Origin of the sequence: Lysinibacillus zambalensis (assembly GCF_040183165.1) — a bacterium.
Lineage (GTDB): Bacteria > Bacillota > Bacilli > Bacillales_A > Planococcaceae > Lysinibacillus > Lysinibacillus zambalensis.
Genome location: NZ_JBEGDG010000019.1, coordinates 26,586 through 46,870 on the forward strand (window position 1 = coordinate 26,586; position 20,285 = coordinate 46,870).

General features: G+C 39.4%; 18 protein-coding genes. 5 read left to right on the forward strand and 13 right to left on the reverse strand.

What is annotated here, in order from left to right:
- Positions 1–139 precede the first annotated feature (139 nt).
- From cysC to ABNX05_RS20005, 4 genes are all read right to left on the reverse strand, one after another.
- The gene (gene cysC / locus ABNX05_RS19990; protein WP_349661314.1) at positions 140–733 is read right to left on the reverse strand and encodes an adenylyl-sulfate kinase; all 594 of its coding nucleotides are present in this window, start codon (positions 731–733) and stop codon (positions 140–142) included.
- On the reverse strand, positions 730–1,869 hold the full coding sequence (gene sat, locus ABNX05_RS19995; protein ID WP_349661315.1) for a sulfate adenylyltransferase: 1,140 nt from the start codon (positions 1,867–1,869) through the stop codon (positions 730–732). Before sat ends, cysC begins: the two co-directional genes overlap by 4 nt.
- Positions 1,870–2,294: 425 nt before the next feature.
- Complete coding sequence (gene cysP, locus ABNX05_RS20000; RefSeq protein ID WP_349661316.1) at positions 2,295–3,359, reverse strand: sulfate permease; 1,065 nt, start codon at positions 3,357–3,359, stop codon at positions 2,295–2,297.
- A 12-nt stretch (positions 3,360–3,371) separates the two neighbouring features.
- Entirely contained in the window at positions 3,372–4,073 is a 702-nt protein-coding gene (locus ABNX05_RS20005; protein ID WP_349661317.1) for a phosphoadenylyl-sulfate reductase, read from the reverse strand.
- A gap of 740 nt (positions 4,074–4,813) precedes the next feature.
- On the opposite strand from ABNX05_RS20005, the gene ABNX05_RS20010 reads away from it, so the two are divergent.
- From ABNX05_RS20010 to ABNX05_RS20025, 4 genes are read left to right on the forward strand one after another with little or no spacing between them, the layout of a single operon-like run.
- On the forward strand, positions 4,814–5,863 hold the full coding sequence (locus ABNX05_RS20010) for a sulfate ABC transporter substrate-binding protein (RefSeq protein WP_349661318.1): 1,050 nt from the start codon (positions 4,814–4,816) through the stop codon (positions 5,861–5,863).
- 11 nt (positions 5,864–5,874) lie between these two features.
- Positions 5,875–6,708, forward strand: coding sequence for a sulfate ABC transporter permease subunit CysT (cysT, locus tag ABNX05_RS20015; protein ID WP_349661319.1), 834 nt, complete (start codon positions 5,875–5,877; stop codon positions 6,706–6,708).
- A gap of 9 nt (positions 6,709–6,717) precedes the next feature.
- Positions 6,718–7,593 carry a sulfate ABC transporter permease subunit CysW gene (gene cysW, locus ABNX05_RS20020; RefSeq protein WP_349661320.1) on the forward strand — a complete coding sequence of 292 codons (876 nt, stop codon included), beginning with the start codon at positions 6,718–6,720 and terminating at the stop codon, positions 7,591–7,593.
- 16 nt (positions 7,594–7,609) lie between these two features.
- Positions 7,610–8,680: a sulfate/molybdate ABC transporter ATP-binding protein gene (locus tag ABNX05_RS20025; protein ID WP_349661321.1), complete on the forward strand. Its 1,071-nt coding sequence runs from the start codon at positions 7,610–7,612 to the stop codon at positions 8,678–8,680.
- Positions 8,681–9,106: 426 nt separating this feature from the next.
- On the opposite strand, the gene cysI is transcribed toward ABNX05_RS20025, so the two are convergent.
- The 7 genes from cysI to ABNX05_RS20060 all read right to left on the reverse strand — a co-directional run bounded on the left by cysI (position 9,107) and on the right by ABNX05_RS20060 (position 16,733).
- Positions 9,107–10,828, reverse strand: a complete 1,722-nt coding sequence (cysI, locus tag ABNX05_RS20030; protein ID WP_349661322.1) for an assimilatory sulfite reductase (NADPH) hemoprotein subunit — start codon at positions 10,826–10,828, stop codon at positions 9,107–9,109.
- A 111-nt stretch (positions 10,829–10,939) separates the two neighbouring features.
- On the reverse strand, positions 10,940–12,727 hold the full coding sequence (locus ABNX05_RS20035) for an assimilatory sulfite reductase (NADPH) flavoprotein subunit (RefSeq protein WP_349661323.1): 1,788 nt from the start codon (positions 12,725–12,727) through the stop codon (positions 10,940–10,942).
- Between the two features lie 272 nt (positions 12,728–12,999).
- Complete coding sequence (locus tag ABNX05_RS20040; RefSeq protein WP_079561519.1) at positions 13,000–13,149, reverse strand: YezD family protein; 150 nt, start codon at positions 13,147–13,149, stop codon at positions 13,000–13,002.
- The gene (locus tag ABNX05_RS20045) at positions 13,149–13,889 is read right to left on the reverse strand and encodes a sirohydrochlorin chelatase (protein ID WP_349661324.1); all 741 of its coding nucleotides are present in this window, start codon (positions 13,887–13,889) and stop codon (positions 13,149–13,151) included. Before ABNX05_RS20045 ends, ABNX05_RS20040 begins: the two co-directional genes overlap by 1 nt.
- Before the next feature lie 12 nt (positions 13,890–13,901).
- On the reverse strand, positions 13,902–14,678 hold the full coding sequence (gene cobA, locus ABNX05_RS20050) for a uroporphyrinogen-III C-methyltransferase (RefSeq protein WP_349661325.1): 777 nt from the start codon (positions 14,676–14,678) through the stop codon (positions 13,902–13,904).
- 272 nt (positions 14,679–14,950) lie between these two features.
- The gene (locus tag ABNX05_RS20055; RefSeq protein WP_197144264.1) at positions 14,951–15,157 is read right to left on the reverse strand and encodes a uroporphyrin-III methyltransferase; all 207 of its coding nucleotides are present in this window, start codon (positions 15,155–15,157) and stop codon (positions 14,951–14,953) included.
- A gap of 67 nt (positions 15,158–15,224) precedes the next feature.
- On the reverse strand, positions 15,225–16,733 hold the full coding sequence (locus tag ABNX05_RS20060; RefSeq protein ID WP_349661326.1) for a leucyl aminopeptidase: 1,509 nt from the start codon (positions 16,731–16,733) through the stop codon (positions 15,225–15,227).
- Positions 16,734–16,846: 113 nt separating this feature from the next.
- On the opposite strand from ABNX05_RS20060, the gene ABNX05_RS20065 reads away from it, so the two are divergent.
- On the forward strand, positions 16,847–17,329 hold the full coding sequence (locus ABNX05_RS20065; protein WP_323648097.1) for a divergent PAP2 family protein: 483 nt from the start codon (positions 16,847–16,849) through the stop codon (positions 17,327–17,329).
- 178 nt (positions 17,330–17,507) lie between these two features.
- Here the strand turns inward: ABNX05_RS20065 and ABNX05_RS20070 are convergent, their stop codons facing one another.
- Positions 17,508–17,837: a YuiB family protein gene (locus tag ABNX05_RS20070; RefSeq protein WP_349661327.1), complete on the reverse strand. Its 330-nt coding sequence runs from the start codon at positions 17,835–17,837 to the stop codon at positions 17,508–17,510.
- A 538-nt stretch (positions 17,838–18,375) separates the two neighbouring features.
- Positions 18,376–20,169: a carbon starvation protein CstA gene (gene cstA / locus ABNX05_RS20075; RefSeq protein WP_349661328.1), complete on the reverse strand. Its 1,794-nt coding sequence runs from the start codon at positions 20,167–20,169 to the stop codon at positions 18,376–18,378.
- Positions 20,170–20,285 lie beyond the last annotated feature (116 nt).

Sequence of the window (20,285 nt, forward strand, 5' to 3'; positions counted from 1 at the left end):
ATCTCACAATATATGGAATAATTCGATTAAAACAGGAGAATTTCTCATATAAAAAATCTGCCACCTTAAAAGTAAGCAGATTCTTTATATGAGAAATTTATTAAATATAAACTCATCACTATAACGTACGGTTGTAATCCTAAATATATCCTTTTGAAGTTAATATATCTGTGAGCTGTTCTACGCATTCTTCGATAGAATGGAGTTCTGTGTCTAAAATAATTTCTGGAATTTCCGGTTCTTCATAAGGAGCACTAATCCCAGTAAAATTAGGAATTTCCGCATTACGTGCTTTTTTATAAAGACCTTTTGGATCACGCTTTTCACACGTTTCAACAGAACACTTCACATACACCTCTATAAATTCCCCTGCTTCCACAAGCTCACGGACAACTTGACGATCTTCTCGGTAAGGTGAAATAAAAGCAGTTAGAACAATTTGTCCATTTTCTACAAAAAGCTTAGATACCTCTCCAATACGTCTTATATTTTCCTTTCGACCAGCTTCATCAAATCCTAAATCCTTATTTAAGCCATGGCGAACATTATCACCATCTAAGACAAATGCTTGATTGCCACGTTCAAAGAGTCGGCGTGCAAATGCATTCGCCACAGAGGATTTTCCGGATGCTGATAAACCTGTAAACCATAAAATAAAGCTTTTATGCTTGTTTTGTGTACGACGCTCCTCTTTCGTAATAGACGCTTCGTGCCAAACGATGTTTGAACTCACTTTATAACCTCCTGACGCATTCCTTTAATTAGTACATCCACAACCTCTTGACGACTAAATGTACCTGGAGGCACTTCGCCATTACGCAACATTTCACGAACCTTAGTACCCGATAAAATGACATGCGCTGAGCTTTCATGTGGACAAGTTTTCGTCGTTGCCATCCCCTCACATTTATTGCAATAGAAGCTATGCTCAAATTTTAATGGAATAATTCCTAATTCATCTTCCGTAAATTGTTCAAAGATTTTTTGTGCATCGTATGTACCATAGTAATCGCCAACACCTGCATGATCACGCCCAACGATAAAGTGTGTACAGCCATAATTTTTTCGTACAAGTGCATGGAAAATAGCTTCCCTTGGTCCTGCATAACGCATGGCAGCTGGAAACACCCCTAATTGCACACGATTTTCAGGATAATAATTTTTCAGTAAAACTTCGTAGCTTTCCATGCGAATTGCTGCTGAAACATCATCTGATTTCGTTTCCCCAACTAGTGGATTTAAAAATAACCCATCAATTGTTTCAAGTGCAGCCTTTTGAATAAATTCATGTGCTCGATGTACAGGATTCCGTGTTTGGAAGCCAACAATTGTTTTCCAGCCCCTTTCTGCAAAAAGCTGGCGTGTTTCAAACGGATCAAATGAATAGGCTGGGAACTTTTGCTCTAGACGTTTTACTAATGTAATTTTTCCGGCCACATAAATACTTGGACGTTCATGCAACTTTTTAACACCAGGATGCTCCAAATCCTCGGTGCCGTATATTAACAATGCCTCTTTCCGTTTATTTGGCTCATAAATGTCAGCAACTTCAATAACGCCATAAACAACATCACCATATACTAATTTTGCCTCATCACCCTTCTGCAATGTTGCAGCTACATCCTTTACTACAGGTAATGTAATCGGAATACTCCATACCACGCCTGACGCTAAACGTGTATGTTCAACAACTGATTCATAATCTTCCTGCGTTAAAAAGCCTTCAACCGGACTGTAACCGCCAATAGCAATTAGCTCTAAATCACTAAGTGAAATGGCATCAAGCTCAATAACTTTATTTATATGCGTTATATCCTTTTCTGGATTAAAGGCTTGCACTAATAGTCCACCATGTGGTTGTAAACTCATAAAAATCTCCTCCTAATTTTATTGAATTACTCAGTTTTATATTTAATCAAGCGTGTTAATTAACCATTTTTATCCACTATAATTAATTAGAAGGCTCTGGCTTTCCCACGGGAGTCGAGTAGCCCTGCGCTACAATCAGTTAAAATGGACATACATTAGTAAAATATCAACAAAAAAATCATTTTATCAGCCCATAATAACCCTATATTTTCCTAATCCATACGCCTAATATTTAAGTTTATTTACATTGATTTTTCATCTTAGGCAAATTGGGCTTCTTCGATTAATTCCTTCCTTATAGAAATGATTGGGAATTCTTCTGAATTGACTGGCTTCCTTACAAGTGGTCCGGGTCACCTCTGATTTGAACAACTCCTCTTTAAAAGTGGTCTTGACCCCAGTTGATCCAAAAGTAATTCGGGTATTTAAATTCCTTCTCCCGCATCGTATATTGAACGCTCTTCTTCACGCATTGTTCGCATTAAGCTAATGACACCAAGCGTTCCAACAATAACACTGCCAATTAGTACGATGATATAGAAATCTTTCTCTAAGAATAGCTGTACTAAAAAATAGGAGATGGCTAAAGAAAGGATTGGAGAAACAATCCAAATGCGGATTATTTTTTTCACAATATGCTTATGAAAAATTTGTTTTCCGTTTTTGGCCATCCCCATTCCGATAATTGAAGAGGATGTTACTTGTGTTAACGGCACGGGAAGTCCAAAGATAGAGCTTATACCGACTAGTAATGCACCTGTACTCGATATTAGTATCCCTTCTGCTTTCTCAAAGCGCATAATTTTTTTCCCGTTTGTTTCAAGCACTCGTTTTCCAAGTAGCATGGCACCAAGCGCTACAAATGCCCCACCAAGCAATATTCCTGTTGTTACACTCATCATTCCTGCACCAACGAGAGGTCCAACTGCATTTGCTACGTTATTCATCCCTGCTGAAAAGGCTTCGAAAAATCCAGCGAACACAAGTAGGATCGTTAATATTGAATGATCTTTTAACCAACCCTTAACACTTAATTTATACAGCCACTTCCCAAAGACAAATGCAATGATAAACGCTATGATTGGCACTATTACCCAAAATGATATGATGACGAGCAATGATTTAATATATAACACTTTGTAGGCAATCCCTACACCTACAACTGCTCCTACTGTCACTTCACTTGTCGATAATGGGATGCCTAAAAGATTGGCGAGAAATAGTGAGCTTGTCGCAGAAATCAAAATAATAATGACAATCTTTACTGTAATGTACTCCTGCGGCATTATGCCAGAGCTGATTGTTTTTACTACTTCTCCACCTCCAAGGACTGCCCCCAAAAAAACACCAACTGAGCAAATGAGCAATGCTTGCCAAGCTTTTTTGATGGCACCTGCTCCGTAAGCAACTCCCATTGAGGCTGCCGCTCCACTAGCACCTATGTTCATCGCAAAAAATAAACTAATTGTTATTGCTATATATTCAAGCATGGTAAAACTCCTTTATTCATGTAATCCACACTCCGTTTTACCAGACCCTTGCCATCTGCCTGAACGCAAATCATCCATTGTAAATGCCGGTTTTGTACAGTGCTCGCAGCCGACGCTTGGATAGCCTCTGTCATGCAATGGATTGTACGGTAAACTATGCTTTGAGACATAGCGCCAGACATCCTTCCAAGTCCAATGAATAAGTGGACAAATTTTAATGGACTGAAACTTATCGTCACGATTGATAAAGTTCGTATTTTGCCGGGTTGGTGATTGCTCACGACGTAACCCTGATATCCAAGCCTTTGCGCCCGCCAACGCTCCATGTAACGGCACAATCTTGCGAATTTCGCAGCATTTATTTGGATTAGAACTCCATAATTCATCACCATATTGAGCTGCTTGTTGTTCGAGAGTAAGTGCTGGTTTTTGCATAATAATGTTCAGCTTCGGATATTTTTCTTTTACTTTATCAATCGTTTCATATGTTTCCTTAAAATGAACATCTGTATCTAAAAAGATGATCGTAGCATCGGGCTTCACCTTTGAAATAAGGTCAATTAAGACAATTCCCTCAATCCCAAAGCTACATGCATAGACGATATCCTCGCCATATTCAGCGTAACTCCACTGTAAAACCTCTAGTGCAGCCTTATAGGTTTCGTCTACCTGAAAATTCAATGTTGGCTCATGCCAAGTTGCATATGTTAACATATAATCCCCCTCTTAACGAAAAAAGGCGTTCTAACGAAAGACATATATAGACATGTCTTCGTTAAAACGCCTCTAGTTTGACTAGCCAGCTATTTAACTTCTTTCAGCAGAAGTTTCCCACCTATATAGGTGGTGAGATGAATGCAGTTTTAAGTCACTTTTCAGCGGTATCCAAAAATCCACTGAAATAAGTTAAAGCCTCCGGCGGATGGAAAAGGAGTTCGCAAAGGATGTTAGCCTAAAATCATCGCATCCATGCGATAACGGCTAACTGACCTGCATCGGTAAAAACGCCACGTCCTGTGGCATTACCGAAATGACCGACATCGTGTCGGCCCTCGTGTAGGACTAAGCACAAAGCCGATTCCGGACGCAATTATGCCGAGGCATAATTGATTGATTGTTCACTAGTATTGGCTACCACGTTCTACAATCATTTTTCTTATTACCAAATATATACTAAAGCACACCTAGTAGTCAACTAGGTTTTTTACAAATAATTCATTTCAATGAGCCCAAATTTTTATACTGTACTCTTGCATATGATGATAATCAAAAGATGTATTTTTAATTCCTTGTTGACTAATAAGAAATATATGTTTAATGTATAACTAAGCTTTGAATCAATCCAATATAAAAATGCTGATCAGAGGATCTGAAGGCCATCTACTTAAGACGATTATTATTCGTTCTGGTAGATGGTCTTTTGTATTTCCTAAATCAAAAAGGAGCGTAATTTTATGAAAAAAAGGAAACATCTTTTCCAATCGTTAGTACTTATCTCTGCATTAGCTCTAACATTAACAGGTTGTGGTAGCAGCTCTTCTGAAAAAGATATAGGTGCTCAGGATACAAAAAAATCTGTAGAACTATTAAATGTATCCTATGATCCAACACGTGAGCTTTACGAGGAATTCAACAAAGATTTTATAAAAAAATGGAAGGATGAAACCGGTCAAGATGTAACGATAAAACAATCACATGGGGGCTCTGGTAAACAGGGGCGAGCTGTAATTGATGGTCTAGAGGCAGGTGTTGTTACACTAGCACTAGCTTACGATATTGATGAGATTGCACAAGCTCGAGACCTATTAAATAAAGATTGGCAAACAGAATTTGAAAATAACTCTTCTCCTTATACATCTACTATTGTCTTTTTAGTACGCAAAGGCAATCCAAAGGGCATTAAAGACTGGGGTGATTTAACAAATGACGATGTATCTGTCATTACACCAAATCCTAAAACATCTGGTGGTGCACGGTGGAATTATTTAGCCGCTTGGGCCTATGCAGGGAAATTATATAAAAATGATGAGGCAAAAATAAAAGAATTTATGAAAGCTCTATATAGCAATGTAGAAGTACTGGATTCTGGTGCACGCGGTGCTACAACAACATTTGTTGAACGTAAAATTGGTGACGTCTTAATCGCATGGGAAAATGAAGCATATTTATCGCTCCATGAATTGGGTGACGAGTTTGATATCATTACACCTTCTTTAAGTATTTTAGCTGAGCCACCTGTGGCAATCGTTGACAAAATCGTTGATAAAAAAGGTACACGCGAAGTAGCAGAGGCTTATTTAAAGCATTTATATAGTGAGCGTGGCCAAGAAATTGCTGCAAAAAATTACTATCGACCACGAAATGAAAAAATTCTAGCAAATTATCAAGAGCAATTCCCAAAACTTGAACTCGTTTCAATCGATGATTTCGGTGGTTGGGGAGAAGCCCAAACGAAGCATTTTAAAGATGGTGGTACATTCGATGAAATTTATGTACCTCAATAAGGAGGCTTGTGATGAGTAGTTTAACTGTTAATAAAAAAACACGCCGCATTATTCCAGGTTTCCACCTTTCCTTGGGCTATACGATGCTATATGTTAGCTTGCTAGTCTTATTGCCGCTATCGATGATTTTTATTCATACAATGTCCTTAAGCTGGGCGGAGTTTGTTCATATTGTGACCGCTCCTCGTGCAGTCGCTTCCTATAAGGTAAGTTTCAGTACTGCACTCGCTGCTGGTTTATTAAATGTTATTTTTGGCACAATCATCGCATGGGTGCTTGTACGCTACCACTTTCCGTTTAAACGAATCATCGATGGACTTGTCGATTTACCATTTGCTTTGCCAACTGCTGTAGCTGGAATTGCCTTAACGTCACTCTATGCACCAAATGGTTGGATTGGCCAATTTTTTAATTTTAAAATTGCCTTTACACCACTCGGCATTATCATTGCCCTTACATTTATCGGGCTACCATTTGTCGTTCGTACTGTGCAGCCTGTCTTACAAAATATTAGCGTTGAGGTTGAGGAAGCCTCTGCAAGCCTTGGAGCGACTCGTCTACAAACCTTTCGTAAAGTGATTTTTCCAGAGCTTGCTCCTGCCATTTTAACAGGATTTTCATTAGCCTTTGCACGTGCACTAGGAGAGTATGGCTCTGTTGTTTTTATCGCAGGTAATATGCCGATGAAGACTGAAATTACGCCATTAATCATTATGACTAAGCTCGAGCAATATGACTATGCTGGTGCAACTGCTATTGCAGTGGTGATGCTTGTCACGTCCTTCATCCTATTATTTAGCATTAATTTAATACAATGGTTGGCAAATCGTCGCTTTGTACATTAGGAGGTATTTATGGAACAGTCTACATTTATTCAGCAAGTTGCTCCTGAAAAAAATAATGCAGTGACAAAGTCTGCTGCCTTACAAGAGCCACGTTTTGTCCGATATACGCTAACATTTATTGCGCTAGCTTTTTTAGCATTTTTCATTGTGCTTCCACTAGTATCCATTTTTTTCACTGCCTTTCAAAAAGGAGTCGACGTATATGTAGCAGCTATCACACATCCAGATGCATTGGCAGCTATTAAGTTAACCTTAACTGTCGTCGCGATTGCCGTACCATTAAATGCAATCTTTGGCGTTATGGCTGCTTGGGCTTTAACAAAGTTCAACTTTAAAGGGAAAAATCTATTACTTACAATCGTCGATCTTCCTTTTGCAGTATCTCCCGTTATTGCAGGTTTAGTGTTTATTTTGTTATTTGGCTCACAGGGGCTATTTGGGGATTGGCTATTTGAGCATGACATAAAAATTGTTTTTGCACTACCTGGTATTGTCCTAGCTACTATCTTTGTCACATTGCCCTTTGTTGCGCGGGAGCTCATTCCTCTTATGCAGACACAAGGTACTTCCGAAGAAGAGGCGTCCATTTCACTTGGTGCTAATGGTTTTAAAACATTTTGGTATGTGACATTGCCAAATATCAAATGGGGCTTATTGTATGGCCTTATACTTTGTAATGCTCGGGCAATCGGTGAATTTGGCGCTGTTTCTGTTGTATCAGGGCATATTCGTGGAATGACAAATACAATGCCTCTTCATATTGAAATTTTATACAATGAGTATCAATTTGCAGCAGCTTTTGCCGTTGCTTCACTGATGAGCGTGATCGCTATTATTACACTTATCGTTAAAGATATTGTTGCTTGGAAATCAAAATCTACTTAAAGGAGGTATTGTCAGCATGAGTATCCACATTAAAAATGTATCGAAAAAATTCGGTTCCTTTCAAGCTTTAGAAGATGTTTCTCTTCATATTCAATCAGGTGAACTGGTTGCCCTTCTCGGCCCATCTGGTTCTGGCAAAACTTCTTTACTACGAGTTATTGCTGGGCTTGAAACGTCAGATGTTGGAGAGATTTTATTTGACGGCCAATCGATGATCGATCGCCATCCAAAGGAGCGCAATGTTGGCTTTGTGTTCCAGCATTATGCACTTTTTCGCCATATGACAGTTTTTGATAATGTCGCTTACGGTCTTAAAGTACGTCCTCGTAAAACAAGACCATCTAAATTAGAAATAAAGAACAAAGTGATGGAGCTTCTAAGACTCGTCAAACTAGAAAATTTTTCTGATCGTTATCCAACACAGCTTTCGGGTGGGCAACGTCAGCGAGTCGCACTTGCTAGAGCTCTGGCCGTGGAGCCCAAGGTGCTCTTATTAGATGAACCTTTTGGAGCATTGGATGCTAAAGTGCGCAAGGAATTGCGTCGTTGGCTTCGAAAGCTTCACGATGATTTTCATATTACAAGTATTTTTGTCACACACGATCAGGAAGAGGCACTTGATGTTGCAGACCGAATTGTCGTGATGAACAACGGCAAGATAGAGCAAATTGGTAGCCCAGACGACGTATACACAAATCCAAAGAGCCCTTTTGTTTATGATTTTTTAGGTAATGTGAATCTCTTTAAAGGACGGTTACATAATGGGAAGCTCCTACATGGTGAATTTGCGATTGATGTACCTGACGTACAGGTACACACAGAGGATCATGCAGTAGGCTATGTACGTCCCCATGATATTCATATTGAGAAAACAAATGTATCTGGTACTGTCCCCGTCAAAGTAAGCCATATTCATTTGCTCGGACCTATCGTGCAGGTTGAGCTACATCGTGAAGATATGGATGAATTTTTAGAGGCAGAACTGACTAAAGAACAATTTACTAATCTTCAGCTCAAGGTTGGTGACCATGTATTTGTCAAACCAAAGCAATTAAAAGTCTTTATCCCCGAAGACTTTTCCATTTAAAAAAGCCGTGTAGCAAATTTCTTTGCTACACGGCTCATGTTATTAAAAAACTATTATGTCATTGAAATTTAGATGCCCCACTAAATATAGTATGGCTCTCCTGCAAAACGAGGGGTTGATTTCCGTTCCGACTGGGCGCTTTCCTGGGGGCGTCCGATGAGCCGCTTCACTCACGTTGCTCGCTCCAGGGTCTCATCTGTGACGCTGATCCCCAAGGAGTCGCCCAGTCTCCACTCCAATCAACCACTTCACATAGAGTGTATCTTCTGGCATGTATAGTGATAGAACGGAACTTCAGCAATGTATCAACCACTCGTTTTGTAGAAGAGACTTATTTTATTTTATATGACACCTTAATTTTTAACACACTAGTTTTTAAACAACATAAGCCCTGTAGCAGAGAAAGTTTGCTACAGGGTCATTATTTTATTTATGATGAAAATCTCGTCCGTCGTACACAGCTGTTACATAACCCGCACGAATAACAAAATCACCGAAATGCTCGCCATCTAGACGTTCCTTCGTATAGTGGAGCAGGATTGGACGAAGCTCCGCTAATATCTCCTCCTCACCTATATTTTCACGATATATTTTATTGAGACGCTCACCAGTAAAACTTGCTCCTAAATACATATTATATTTCCCTGGACCTTTACCGATAAACCCAATCTCGGCCATTGCTGCACGCGAGCAACCATTTGGACAGCCTGACATGCGAATAACGATTTCTGTATCGTTTAAGCCCGCTTCTTCAATAATTGTTTCTATTTTTGTAATTAGAGAAGGCAGGTAACGCTCGGCTTCTGCCATAGCTAAACCACATGTTGGTAATGATACGCAAGCAATCGAATTCCGGCGCAATGCAGAATAGTGCGCTCCATCTGTAAGGTTATATTGCTCAATAATAGCAGCAATTTTTTTCTTCTTTTGCGGCGTCACATTACTAATCATTAAATTTTGGTTTGGCGTTAAGCGAAAATCACCTGAATGCACTTTCGCAATTTCACGTAATCCTGTTAACAGCTCATAATTTTCAAAGTCCTTAATACGACCATTTTGAATAAATAATGTATAATGCCATTGATCTTCTGTCCCTTTAATCCAACCAAACTCATCACCCGTGCGATTAAACGTAAATGGACGGGCCTCTTGAATAGTCCAACCTAGACGACGAGTTAGTTCTTCGTTAAACCACTCAAGTCCTCTTGCATCAATTGTATATTTAAAACGTGCATTTTTACGAACCGAACGATTCCCATAATCGCGCTGAATCGTAATAATTTTCTCCGCTGTTTCCAGTAGTTTATCAGGTGTGATAAAGCCAATTATGCGAGCAAGCTGTGGGTATGTTTCATGATCGCCATGTGTCATGCCCATTCCTCCACCAACAGCTACGTTAAAGCCTACTAGCCTACCCTCCTCCACAATTGCAATCAGCCCTATATCTTGTGAGAATACGTCCACATCATTACTTGGCGGAATCGCAATACCAATTTTAAATTTCCGTGGCAAATATTGCGCACCATATATAGGTTCAACTTCTTCTTCCTGACTATCAACTACCTTTTCGCCATCTAGCCATAGTTCATGGTAAGCTCGTGTTCTAGGTAGTAAATGCTCACTTAATTTGGCAGACCAATTATAGATTTCCTCATGTAATGCGGATTGATTTGGATTCACATTACACATCACATTACGATTGACATCTCCACAGGCTGCAAGAGAATCTAATAACACCTCATTAATTTCCTGCATATATTTTTTAACATTCCATTTTAAAATGCCGTGCACTTGAAATGCCTGACGTGTCGTTAATTTTAAGGAGCCATTACCATACTTTCTCGCCATTTCATCCATTACTAGCCATTGTGCTGAAGTTGCTGCTCCGCCCGGTGTACGGACACGCACCATAAATTGGTAGGCAGGCTCAAGCTTTTGGCGCTGGCGTTCATTCCGAAGATCACGGTCGTCTTGTAAGTAACTACCATGGAATTTCATTAGACGGTTATCATCCTCTGGAATACCTGAACTTAATGGATCGTTCATCGTACGCTCTAATGTTCCGCGTAGATAATTACTATCGTTTTTAATACGCTCTACATCACTAGGCTTCCCCGGTTGTGGAGGTAAAATAATTTTCCCTGTCATTTGTTATCGCTCCTTTAATCAATTATGCCTCGGCATAATTGCCGCTGTCGCTTCGCTTTCGCGCAGAAAACACTTGTAGCTGTCGCTACATAAAACACTTGTCGATAGAAGTTAATAAACGTCACGTTGATAGCGTTTCTGCTGTTTTAGCTCATTGACAAAGGCTTTAGCTTCCTCTGGCGTTTTTTGTCCCTGTTGTTCAATAACGCGACGAATTGTTGCATCAACATCAGCCGCCATCGACTCTTTATCGCCACAGACGTAAATGACAGCTCCTTGCTCTAGCCATTCGTAAAAAGCGACAGCATTTTCCTCAATTTTATGTTGAACATATATTTTTCTATCTGTATCACGTGAGAAAGCGACATGCAATTGACTTAGTGTGCCTGAAGAAAGCCAACCTTGCCAATCTGTTTGATAAAGAAAGTCTGTGACAAAGTGTTGATCACCAAAAATTAGCCAAGCTTTCCCTCCGATTCCTAATTCCTCACGCTCCTCTAAAAATGCACGGTACGGGGCAACACCTGTTCCAGCACCAATCATAATAATCGGTGTATCCTCATGCTCTGGTAGTTTAAAGTTCGGATTTTTATGAACATATACCGGTAATGTGTCACCAATTTGAATACGTTCTGCTACGCTTCCGGAGCAAACGCCAAGACGTTGACGTCCATTCGTCTTATAGCTTACTTTCCCAATTGTTAAATGTACCTCTTCACTATTTGCTTTTTGACTACTAGCAATAGAATATAGACGTGCTGGAATTTTACGTAGTAAATCTACAAATTGCTGCGCATCCCATGTAAATGGTGCAAAGTCTTCCACAACGTCAAGTAAATCTCTTCCTTTTGCATAGTCCTTCCAAGAATTAGAGTCCTCTAATAGCTTTGTAAATTCCTGATGGACCGTATAGGCACCAATTTTTTTTAATAATGGCTTAGATAACACTGTAATTTCTAGTTTTGTTTGCAATACATCCTTTAATGGCAGTGTCTCTTCAAAGACGTTTACCTCAGTTTGTGGATCAAACTGTAACGCTGTGATTAAAGCATCGACTAGCCTTTCATCATTTTCCGGTTGAATACCGATACTATCTCCTGGTTCAAAATAAAAATTTGCACCTTCGATGGATAATTCAATATGACGTGTTTCTTTATTTGATCCTCTGCCATTTAAATTAATGTTTTCAAGTACTTCAGCATAAAACGGATTTTTACGAGAATATGTAGTGTCTCCTTGTGCTGTTTTATTTTGTGTAGTCGTTATATCAGCTACATCTGTCTGTTGCAGCAGCTCCTGCTGAACAGCTGAGAACCAACGTGCTGCCTCGACATCATAATCTACATCACAATCTGTGCGAGGTACGATTCGAGTTGCTCCTAACTTTGCAAACTGTTCATCAAAATCCTTTCCTGTTTTACAGAAAAATTCATAGGAGCTATCGCCTAAGGCTAGCACTGAATAATAAAGCTGCTCTAACTTAGGAGCTCGTTTGCTATGCAAAAATTCGTAGAACTGTATCGCTTGGTCAGGTGGATCCCCTTCTCCATGTGTGCTAACAATGAGTAAAAGATTTGTTACCTTTTTTAAATTATTTGGTCTAAATGTTGCTAACGACGAAATTGTTACGTCCACATCATTATCTTTCAAAGCTGAGGCATATTTTTCAGCTAACCCCTGACTATTTCCAGTTTGTGAACCATATAAAATCGTTACTGTTTTGGTGATTGTTTTTACTATCGGAGATACTTCTTCGACAACAGGATCGATAGTTACTAGTGGTGCACTTAAAAAGCCATTTAACCATATCCTCTGTTCTCCTGTTAGTTTTGGGAGCAGCTCATTTAACAGCTTTACCTGCTCCTCATTAAATGGACTATTTACTACTTGCAGTTTCAACCTTGCCACCTCACGTATTCGTATCATTTTCTTCTGTTGATAATTTGTCTTGCTAAATTATGCCTCGGCATGATATTGGTCACTCAGTCGTATGTTGATGTTTCGCTTTCGCACAGATATAACCCTATTGCTGTCGCTTCGTTTTCACACAAATAAATTGTCGCTGGATGTGGGGTTCTTAGACTGAGTTCCTTTATATCAGCGGGTGTCTTTTGTACCGAAAGCGTAGCGGCTGGTACAGTCGTTTGGACACCCGCTGTTAAAAGTTAAAATTATCGAAGTCGTATTTTTTCCTTCTTTTCAATTTGAACCACATAGGAATTTTGCACAATCAATGTAATTGATCCGTGGTTCACAGTATTTAAAATTTGGCGTACATTATCTAATGCTAGATTTACATTTTCAGTCCTTTTATCTACCATTACAAAACACCTTTCTTAGTAAATTTTAATAATTGATAAATACGTTCCACTAAAACTGCCCTTACATTGTCGTCATAGCCTAAACTTTCACATAAAACAACGTTCTGATTCCCATAATCTTGTAATCGCCTTGTTATGCTTTGGCGCAAAATCCCAGTAAACAACAAATACGGCACTATAAACACTTGATTGTCCCTATTCTGCTCTTGTTGTAACCAATCTTCAAAAGTAGGACCCATTCCATATAGAAAGCACGTGTCTACAGCTTCATAAGCGTATTTATCACGTAATCTTGTTGCAATGTTGGCTAAATCACTCTGTACTGCAGGATCACTACTCCCGCGACCTATAAGTAAAACACTTGCATCGTTAGACGGGCACCTTGCTTCTAAAATTCTAGTCTGTAATGTATCAATTAATAATTCATGGACACCAAGTGGTTCACCGTATGTAAATCGCACTTGCGGATGCTGTTTTTTTGCTTTGTCAATCTCACTTGGAATATCGTGCTTTGCATGCTGAGCGGCAAGCAATAAAATAGGTACGATCGCTATAGCTGTAGCCCCTTGGTTAATACAGCTTGCGATCCCTTCAGCAATTGTCGGAGTCGCGAGTTCTAAAAAACTAATTTCTTGAATCGGTATTTCAATCTCTTGTTGTACGCTCTTTAGAAAGGTAACGGCTTGCTCCACTCCCGCCTTTACTCTACTTCCATGAGCGATATATAAAATGGCTTGCATGAACCCACATCCTTACACAGAAACTTCTGCTAACTGTGGCTGCGGAATGTTTTGCTCAAACCATTGAATTGTTTCCCTCAAAGTAACAACTTTTCCTACTACAATTATGCTTGGATTTTGTATATTTTCTCGCTGGACTAGGTCTTCAATATTAGCTAAAGTTCCCGTGACTGTTTTTTGTTGAGAAAATGTACCCCAATGGATGAGTGCTACTGGGGTTTCCTTATCTCGCCCATACTTGAGCAGCTGCTGACGGATATAGGGAAGGTTACCGACCCCCATATAAATAGCAATCGTATCAATCCCTTTTACAAGACTTTCCCATTGGATTCCATCATCCTTGCCCTCTCTCATATGCCCAGTGACCATCGCAAAACTTGAGCCTAGGTCACGATGTGTAACAGGAATTCCCGCATATGCCGGTGCCGCTATCCCTGAAGTGATGCCAGGCACTATTTCAAATGGAATATTATGCTGTGCTAGCACCTCTGCTTCCTCAGCTCCTCTTCCAAAAACGAATGGATCCCCTCCCTTTAATCTCGTCACAATCAATCCTTGCTGTGCATAGCTGACAAGTGCTTGATTAATTTGCTCTTGAATCATGGCGTGCTGCTGAGGTAGCTTACCGCAAAAGATGAGTTTAGCCTCTTGTTTAGCATAGGATAGTAGGGTCTTATTAATGAGTCTGTCATACAGGATGACATCAGCACATTCGATACACCTTAATCCTTTTACTGTGATAAGATCAACATCACCAGGTCCAGCACCCACTATAAAAACTTTCCCCATTTGATTTCACTCCCTTCCCTCTTTTCTTAGAGATAAAAAAAAGACTCAAATTATCCATAGGCAAAAGCAATGCCTGTGAATAATAAGAGCCTCTAGTTTACTAGTCAGCTACATATTTAATTCTTACTAATACAATAAGAATAATAAATAATTTAGTATATTCTGTCAACACTTTATTTAATACCTAGAATATGATATTTATTTAATCTATTAAAGAAAAAACCAGGTGTCGCTTACTGACATCTGGTTTTTTGAGATCTATTTTATTTGAATTAATATCTACGATGCCCTCCAAACGGTGGACCTGGTCGGAAAAATGGTGGACCTGGTCGGTAAAACGGTGGAAATGGGCGATAGAAAGGCGGATAAAATGGAGATGGGCCAAACTGTGATCCAAGAAAACTTCCTAAAAAACCTCCCAAAAATGGCCCACCGATTGGCCAAAAGCCACCTCCTGGATAACCTCCGAAGAATGTCATAAGCTTCCTCCCTTTTTTACTCTATCGTATGTAGGGGGATGCATATATCACACGTCCATCGCCTATTCTATTTTTCTTCTCCTAAACGTTGCACAAAATTTGCTAGTGTACGTACCATTACACCTGTACCACCTTTTGGACCTAAGTCATGTACAGCCATCGCATCGGACGTTCCTGCAATATCTAAGTGAATCCATGGTGTATCACCAACAAACTCACCAACAAAGCCTCCGCCAAAAATCATGTGACCATCACGACCAGGAGAATTATTTAAATCAGCGACGTCTGATTTACGAATTCGTTTCTTATCATTTTCTGTTAAAGGCATACGCCACACAAATTCATCTGTCTCCTGTGCAGCTTCCATGAAAGCTGCAAAGAATTCATCATCATTAGAAAGTGCACCTGTTTTATCCATACCAAGTGCTGTAATCACTCCACCTGTTAACGTTGCAACATCAATCAGGGAAGTAGCTCCTTGTTGTTTAGCATATGTAGTAGCGTCTGCCAATACTAAGCGTCCTTCCGCATCGGTATTTAACACTTCGACCGTCTTACCACTATACGTCGTGATGACATCATCTGGCTTAAATGCTGTTTCAGATACCATATTATCAGTAGAGCCAATAACAGCTAAGACATTTTTGTTAGGACGTAGTTCACCGATAATTTTCATGGCACCTAGCACAGCTGCAGCACCGCCCATATCGCCCTTCATGCCTACCATTGAATCTTTTGGCTTTAAGGAATAGCCACCTGTATCATACGTAACCCCTTTGCCAACAAGACCAATTGGATCATCAAAATCTTCAGTCGCTTTATATTTTAATGTTATTAAACGAGGTTCTTCATGGGAGCCTTGATTGACACATAATATACCGCCCATTCCAAGCTCCTCTAATTGTGCTTTATCTAAAATTTCCACTTCAAAATTGTACTCGACCGCAAGAGACTCTGCGTAATTGGCTAAGTCTGTCGCTGTCAGTAAGTTTGGTGGTAAATTAATTAAGCTACGTGCTTCATTTACAGCATTTGCATAAATAGCGCCAACCTCAAAGCTTGCCACCACTTCATCTAAATCATTAGCAGTAGTTACAAGATGAATCGCGTCAATACGTTTATCTACTTCATTTGATGTTGTTTTATAATGAGGAATTGCATAATAACCAAGACCAGTTCCTTCACCAGCTAAAAATGCAACATCTGTTACAGTAATCGACTCTGTCGTAAACGATTCAAGCCAAATGGAATATTCTTTAACCTTTAAGTCCCTTAGTTCCTTCCCAAGCAACCCAAATGCTGTACGAATGTCGCCTTCTGTTAAGTCTTTACGGTCATCTAAACCAACAAATAAAATGCGTTTAAGATTAGCATGGCTCTTCAAAAATGGCAATTTCGTCATTCTTTTTAACGCAGTAGATACATCCCCTGCACTAATCCACGCATCAATAGATTCTCCATAAAATGATGAAAAGCTTGCCCATTCCTGCATTTGTTCACGATGTTTAGGGACGCCTACTACTAACACTTCAGTAGAAATCGTTTCAAATGTTTTTGCTTCTTTTACAATATGCATGTACATTCCTCCATTCAGTATTCTATTATACCTAAATTTCAGAAAACGCGTAATATTTGGCTTTTAGAAAATAATGAATGTTATAATAAAAGCAATTATAAGTGAAGGTTGTGATGATCATGAGTTTACTTCAAAATACCCCTTTACTCGTTGCCCTTTTTGCTGTTCTCTTCGCACAGTTTGTAAAAATCCCTATTCATTTTTTAATGACTCGAAAGATTGACTGGGGATTATTTACTTCCACCGGGGGTATGCCTAGTTCACACTCCGCTTCCGTAACAGGACTAACAACCTCTATAGCCTATGAAACAGGATTAGATTCCCCAATTTTTGCCGTAGCCGCTATGTTTTCATTTATCGTCATGTATGATGCGAGTGGAGTACGTTTCCAGGCAGGTCAACATGCAGCAGTATTAAATCAACTACGAAAGGACTTTGAAACACTGCTTCATGATTTAAAAAAATGGCCGCAAATGGATGGCCAAGAAAAAATGGAGGAGCTAAAAACATTACTAGGCCATAAACGGAGCGAGGTATTTTTTGGAGCATTAACTGGAATCTTTATCGCCATCATCACATACCAGTTTATTTTGTAAAAATAGACACATCCTCATGCCGAGGCTGTGTTTTTTATTTATCGGAACATTTTTGTGATTTATCGGAAACATTTCACGATTTATCGGAAGCATTTGTGATTTTATCAGAAACTTTTCAAGATTTATCGGAAAAATTCAATAAAAAATCAGCAGATGCCCAAGCATCTGCTGAAAGAAGTTAAAACATTCGATAACCGCTTTTACGTAAATAAATCATGACAATTCCCGCAACAATTGAACCAACAAAGCCACCCGATAAAATGGACACATCAACAAGGTGCAATGCTTGTAACTTATCTAAAAGTGCTGGAAATGCAGAACCTGGCTTGAAAATATAATCTAAAAAGCTTACATCATCGACAATAAAAATAACAACAATTGGATACACGATTGCCATTAACCATGTCATTCGCAGAAGCATATTCAATAAAAATCCAATACCAAAGAACATAACGAAAAATAACAAAATTGAAATGATTAACTGTACTAATGAAACTGGACCATCCATGTATGTATAACCTCCGTTTTCCTCTCATTAGTTTACATGATTACTACAACGCTTTCAATGAACATATCCTTGATTTCGCTTGTTCGTCATATTTAGGACAATCACTAAGTATATTCCATTACAGAGACGCCTCTCGTGGCAAGGTGTGTTTGCGAAGTAGCAAAAATATCGCCAATTTTGGGGTAACTAACTTTTGCTATGTATATAAGTTAATCTTCGTTCCGACTGGGCGACTCCTTGGGGATTAGCGATATAGAGGAACGAAGACTAAAAGCATTACATCCTGTGATAACGCCTTCATGACCAACATCCTGCTACTGCCGCTACGTTAGCACTACGCTTTCGCGCAAAAAACATCTGTTGGCCCGAGCCCCTGCAGCGAAACAGATGTTTTCTGTGCGAAAGCGAAGCGGCAGCAACAAAGCACCCAGTTGGAACGGAAATCAACCACACGCTATGTTCATCCTCCATACATAGAAAATTAAAAAACTATTGAAAACTAGTATACAACTAATTTTCAATAGTTTCTCGCTTTTCATTATGAAGCTGTTTGCGATAATAAAAACTTTGGTGACTTCCAAAGCTCTGCCCATTTTTTAATGGCAGCAATAACAATAATAAAGCCTAACATTAACATAATGACAGACAATATACCATTTAACATATTGTAACCAGCCGCCGCTGTATTCCAATACACATTTTTAATCATCCAAAAGCCCGCTACATTTACAGTGACATATAAATAGGCTAATGGGATAAAGCATGTTAAGGCGTAGATTCGCTTATCTGCAACTTTTAATACGATTGTTACACCACATACTAAACCGATTGTTGCCATCAACTGATTCGAAACGCCGAATAATACCCAAATTGAACTTATATCTCCTGAATACAATAAGTAGCCCCACATGAAACATGCAAGTGCACTTGCAAAGATTGTACCCGGAATCCAATTTGTCCGCTTCAGTGGCTTGTATACATTACCACCAAAATCTTGGATTAAATAGCGCGCTACACGTGTCCCAGCATCAATAGCCGTTAAAATAAAGACCGCTTCAAACATGATTACGAATTGATAGAAATAAGAAGATAGTTCAGCAAACCAAGGAATTCCTGTGAAAATATCAGTCATCCCAACTGCAAGCGTTACCGCTCCTCCTGTACGTCCTTCTAAATCCATCCCAATACTTTCAGCTAAAGCATGTAAATGAACAGGCTCCATTCCTAATGTAGCAAAAACTGCTGGGGCTGAATTAATCGCAAAATAATCTGCTGGATGAAGGGCTGTTGCTGCGATTAAAGCCATTACACCTACTAAAGATTCTACGAGCATCGCACCAAAACCGACGATGCGAATATCTTCCCAGCGATCAATCATTTTCGGTGTTGTCCCAGAGCCTACAAAAGCATGGAAGCCAGAAATAGCCCCACAAGCAATTGTAATAGAGACGAATGGCCATACTGGACCAGCAATTACTGGACCACCACCATGAATAAACTCGGTAATTGGTGGGAATTGAATAACTGGATTAACGAAAAAGACCCCGATGATTAAAGCAATAAATACACCAATTTTCATGAAACTACTTAAATAATCACGCGGCGCTAATAAGAGCCAAACAGGTAATGCCGCTGCAAAAAATGCATAGATCGGTAAAATAATAGCTAAAGTATCACGGTCAAACGTTAAAAAATCGCCAAATGCTGTTCCTTGAATCATCGGTCCAAGAAATACACCGATCATCAACAAAATAAAGCCAACTGTCGATGTAACAATTAAATTTCCTGTTTTACGATAAGCAATACCAACAAGCATCGCTATTGGAATAGTAATCCCTACTGCAAAAGTTCCCCATGGATTTCGCTCTAACGCACCAAGGACAACCATCGATAGCCCAGCCATTGTAATAGTAATAATGAAAAGCATGGCAAGGCCTGTACAGAATCCTGCAACAGGTCCTAATTCCTTCTTCATGACCTCAGATAAAGACTTACCACCATGGCGCATTGAAGCGAATAACACTACTGCATCATGAACCGCACCACCGATTACCGCACCAATTAACAGCCAAAGGAGCCCAGGCAAATAGCCAAATTGTGCAGCTAAAATAGGTCCGACTAACGGTCCAGCTGCTGCGATTGCAGCAAAGTGATGCCCAAATGTCACCCATTTATTCGTCGGAACATAGTCTTTACCATCCTCCATAGCGTGTGCTGGGGTGGGCGTATCATCTTTTATCTTAAGTACCTTCTTTGTGAAAAATATGCCATACAAACGATAGCTTATCATCAGTACACAAATAGAACCTATCACAATTGTAATAGCATTCATTTTATCACTCCTTTTACTTTTTCCACATCATAGCAAATAAATTGAACAATTATTCACAAAATTCACCAAAATGCAAGAATTCCAAGTTGAAAGGGTGTTTTCTACTGTTGAAATGC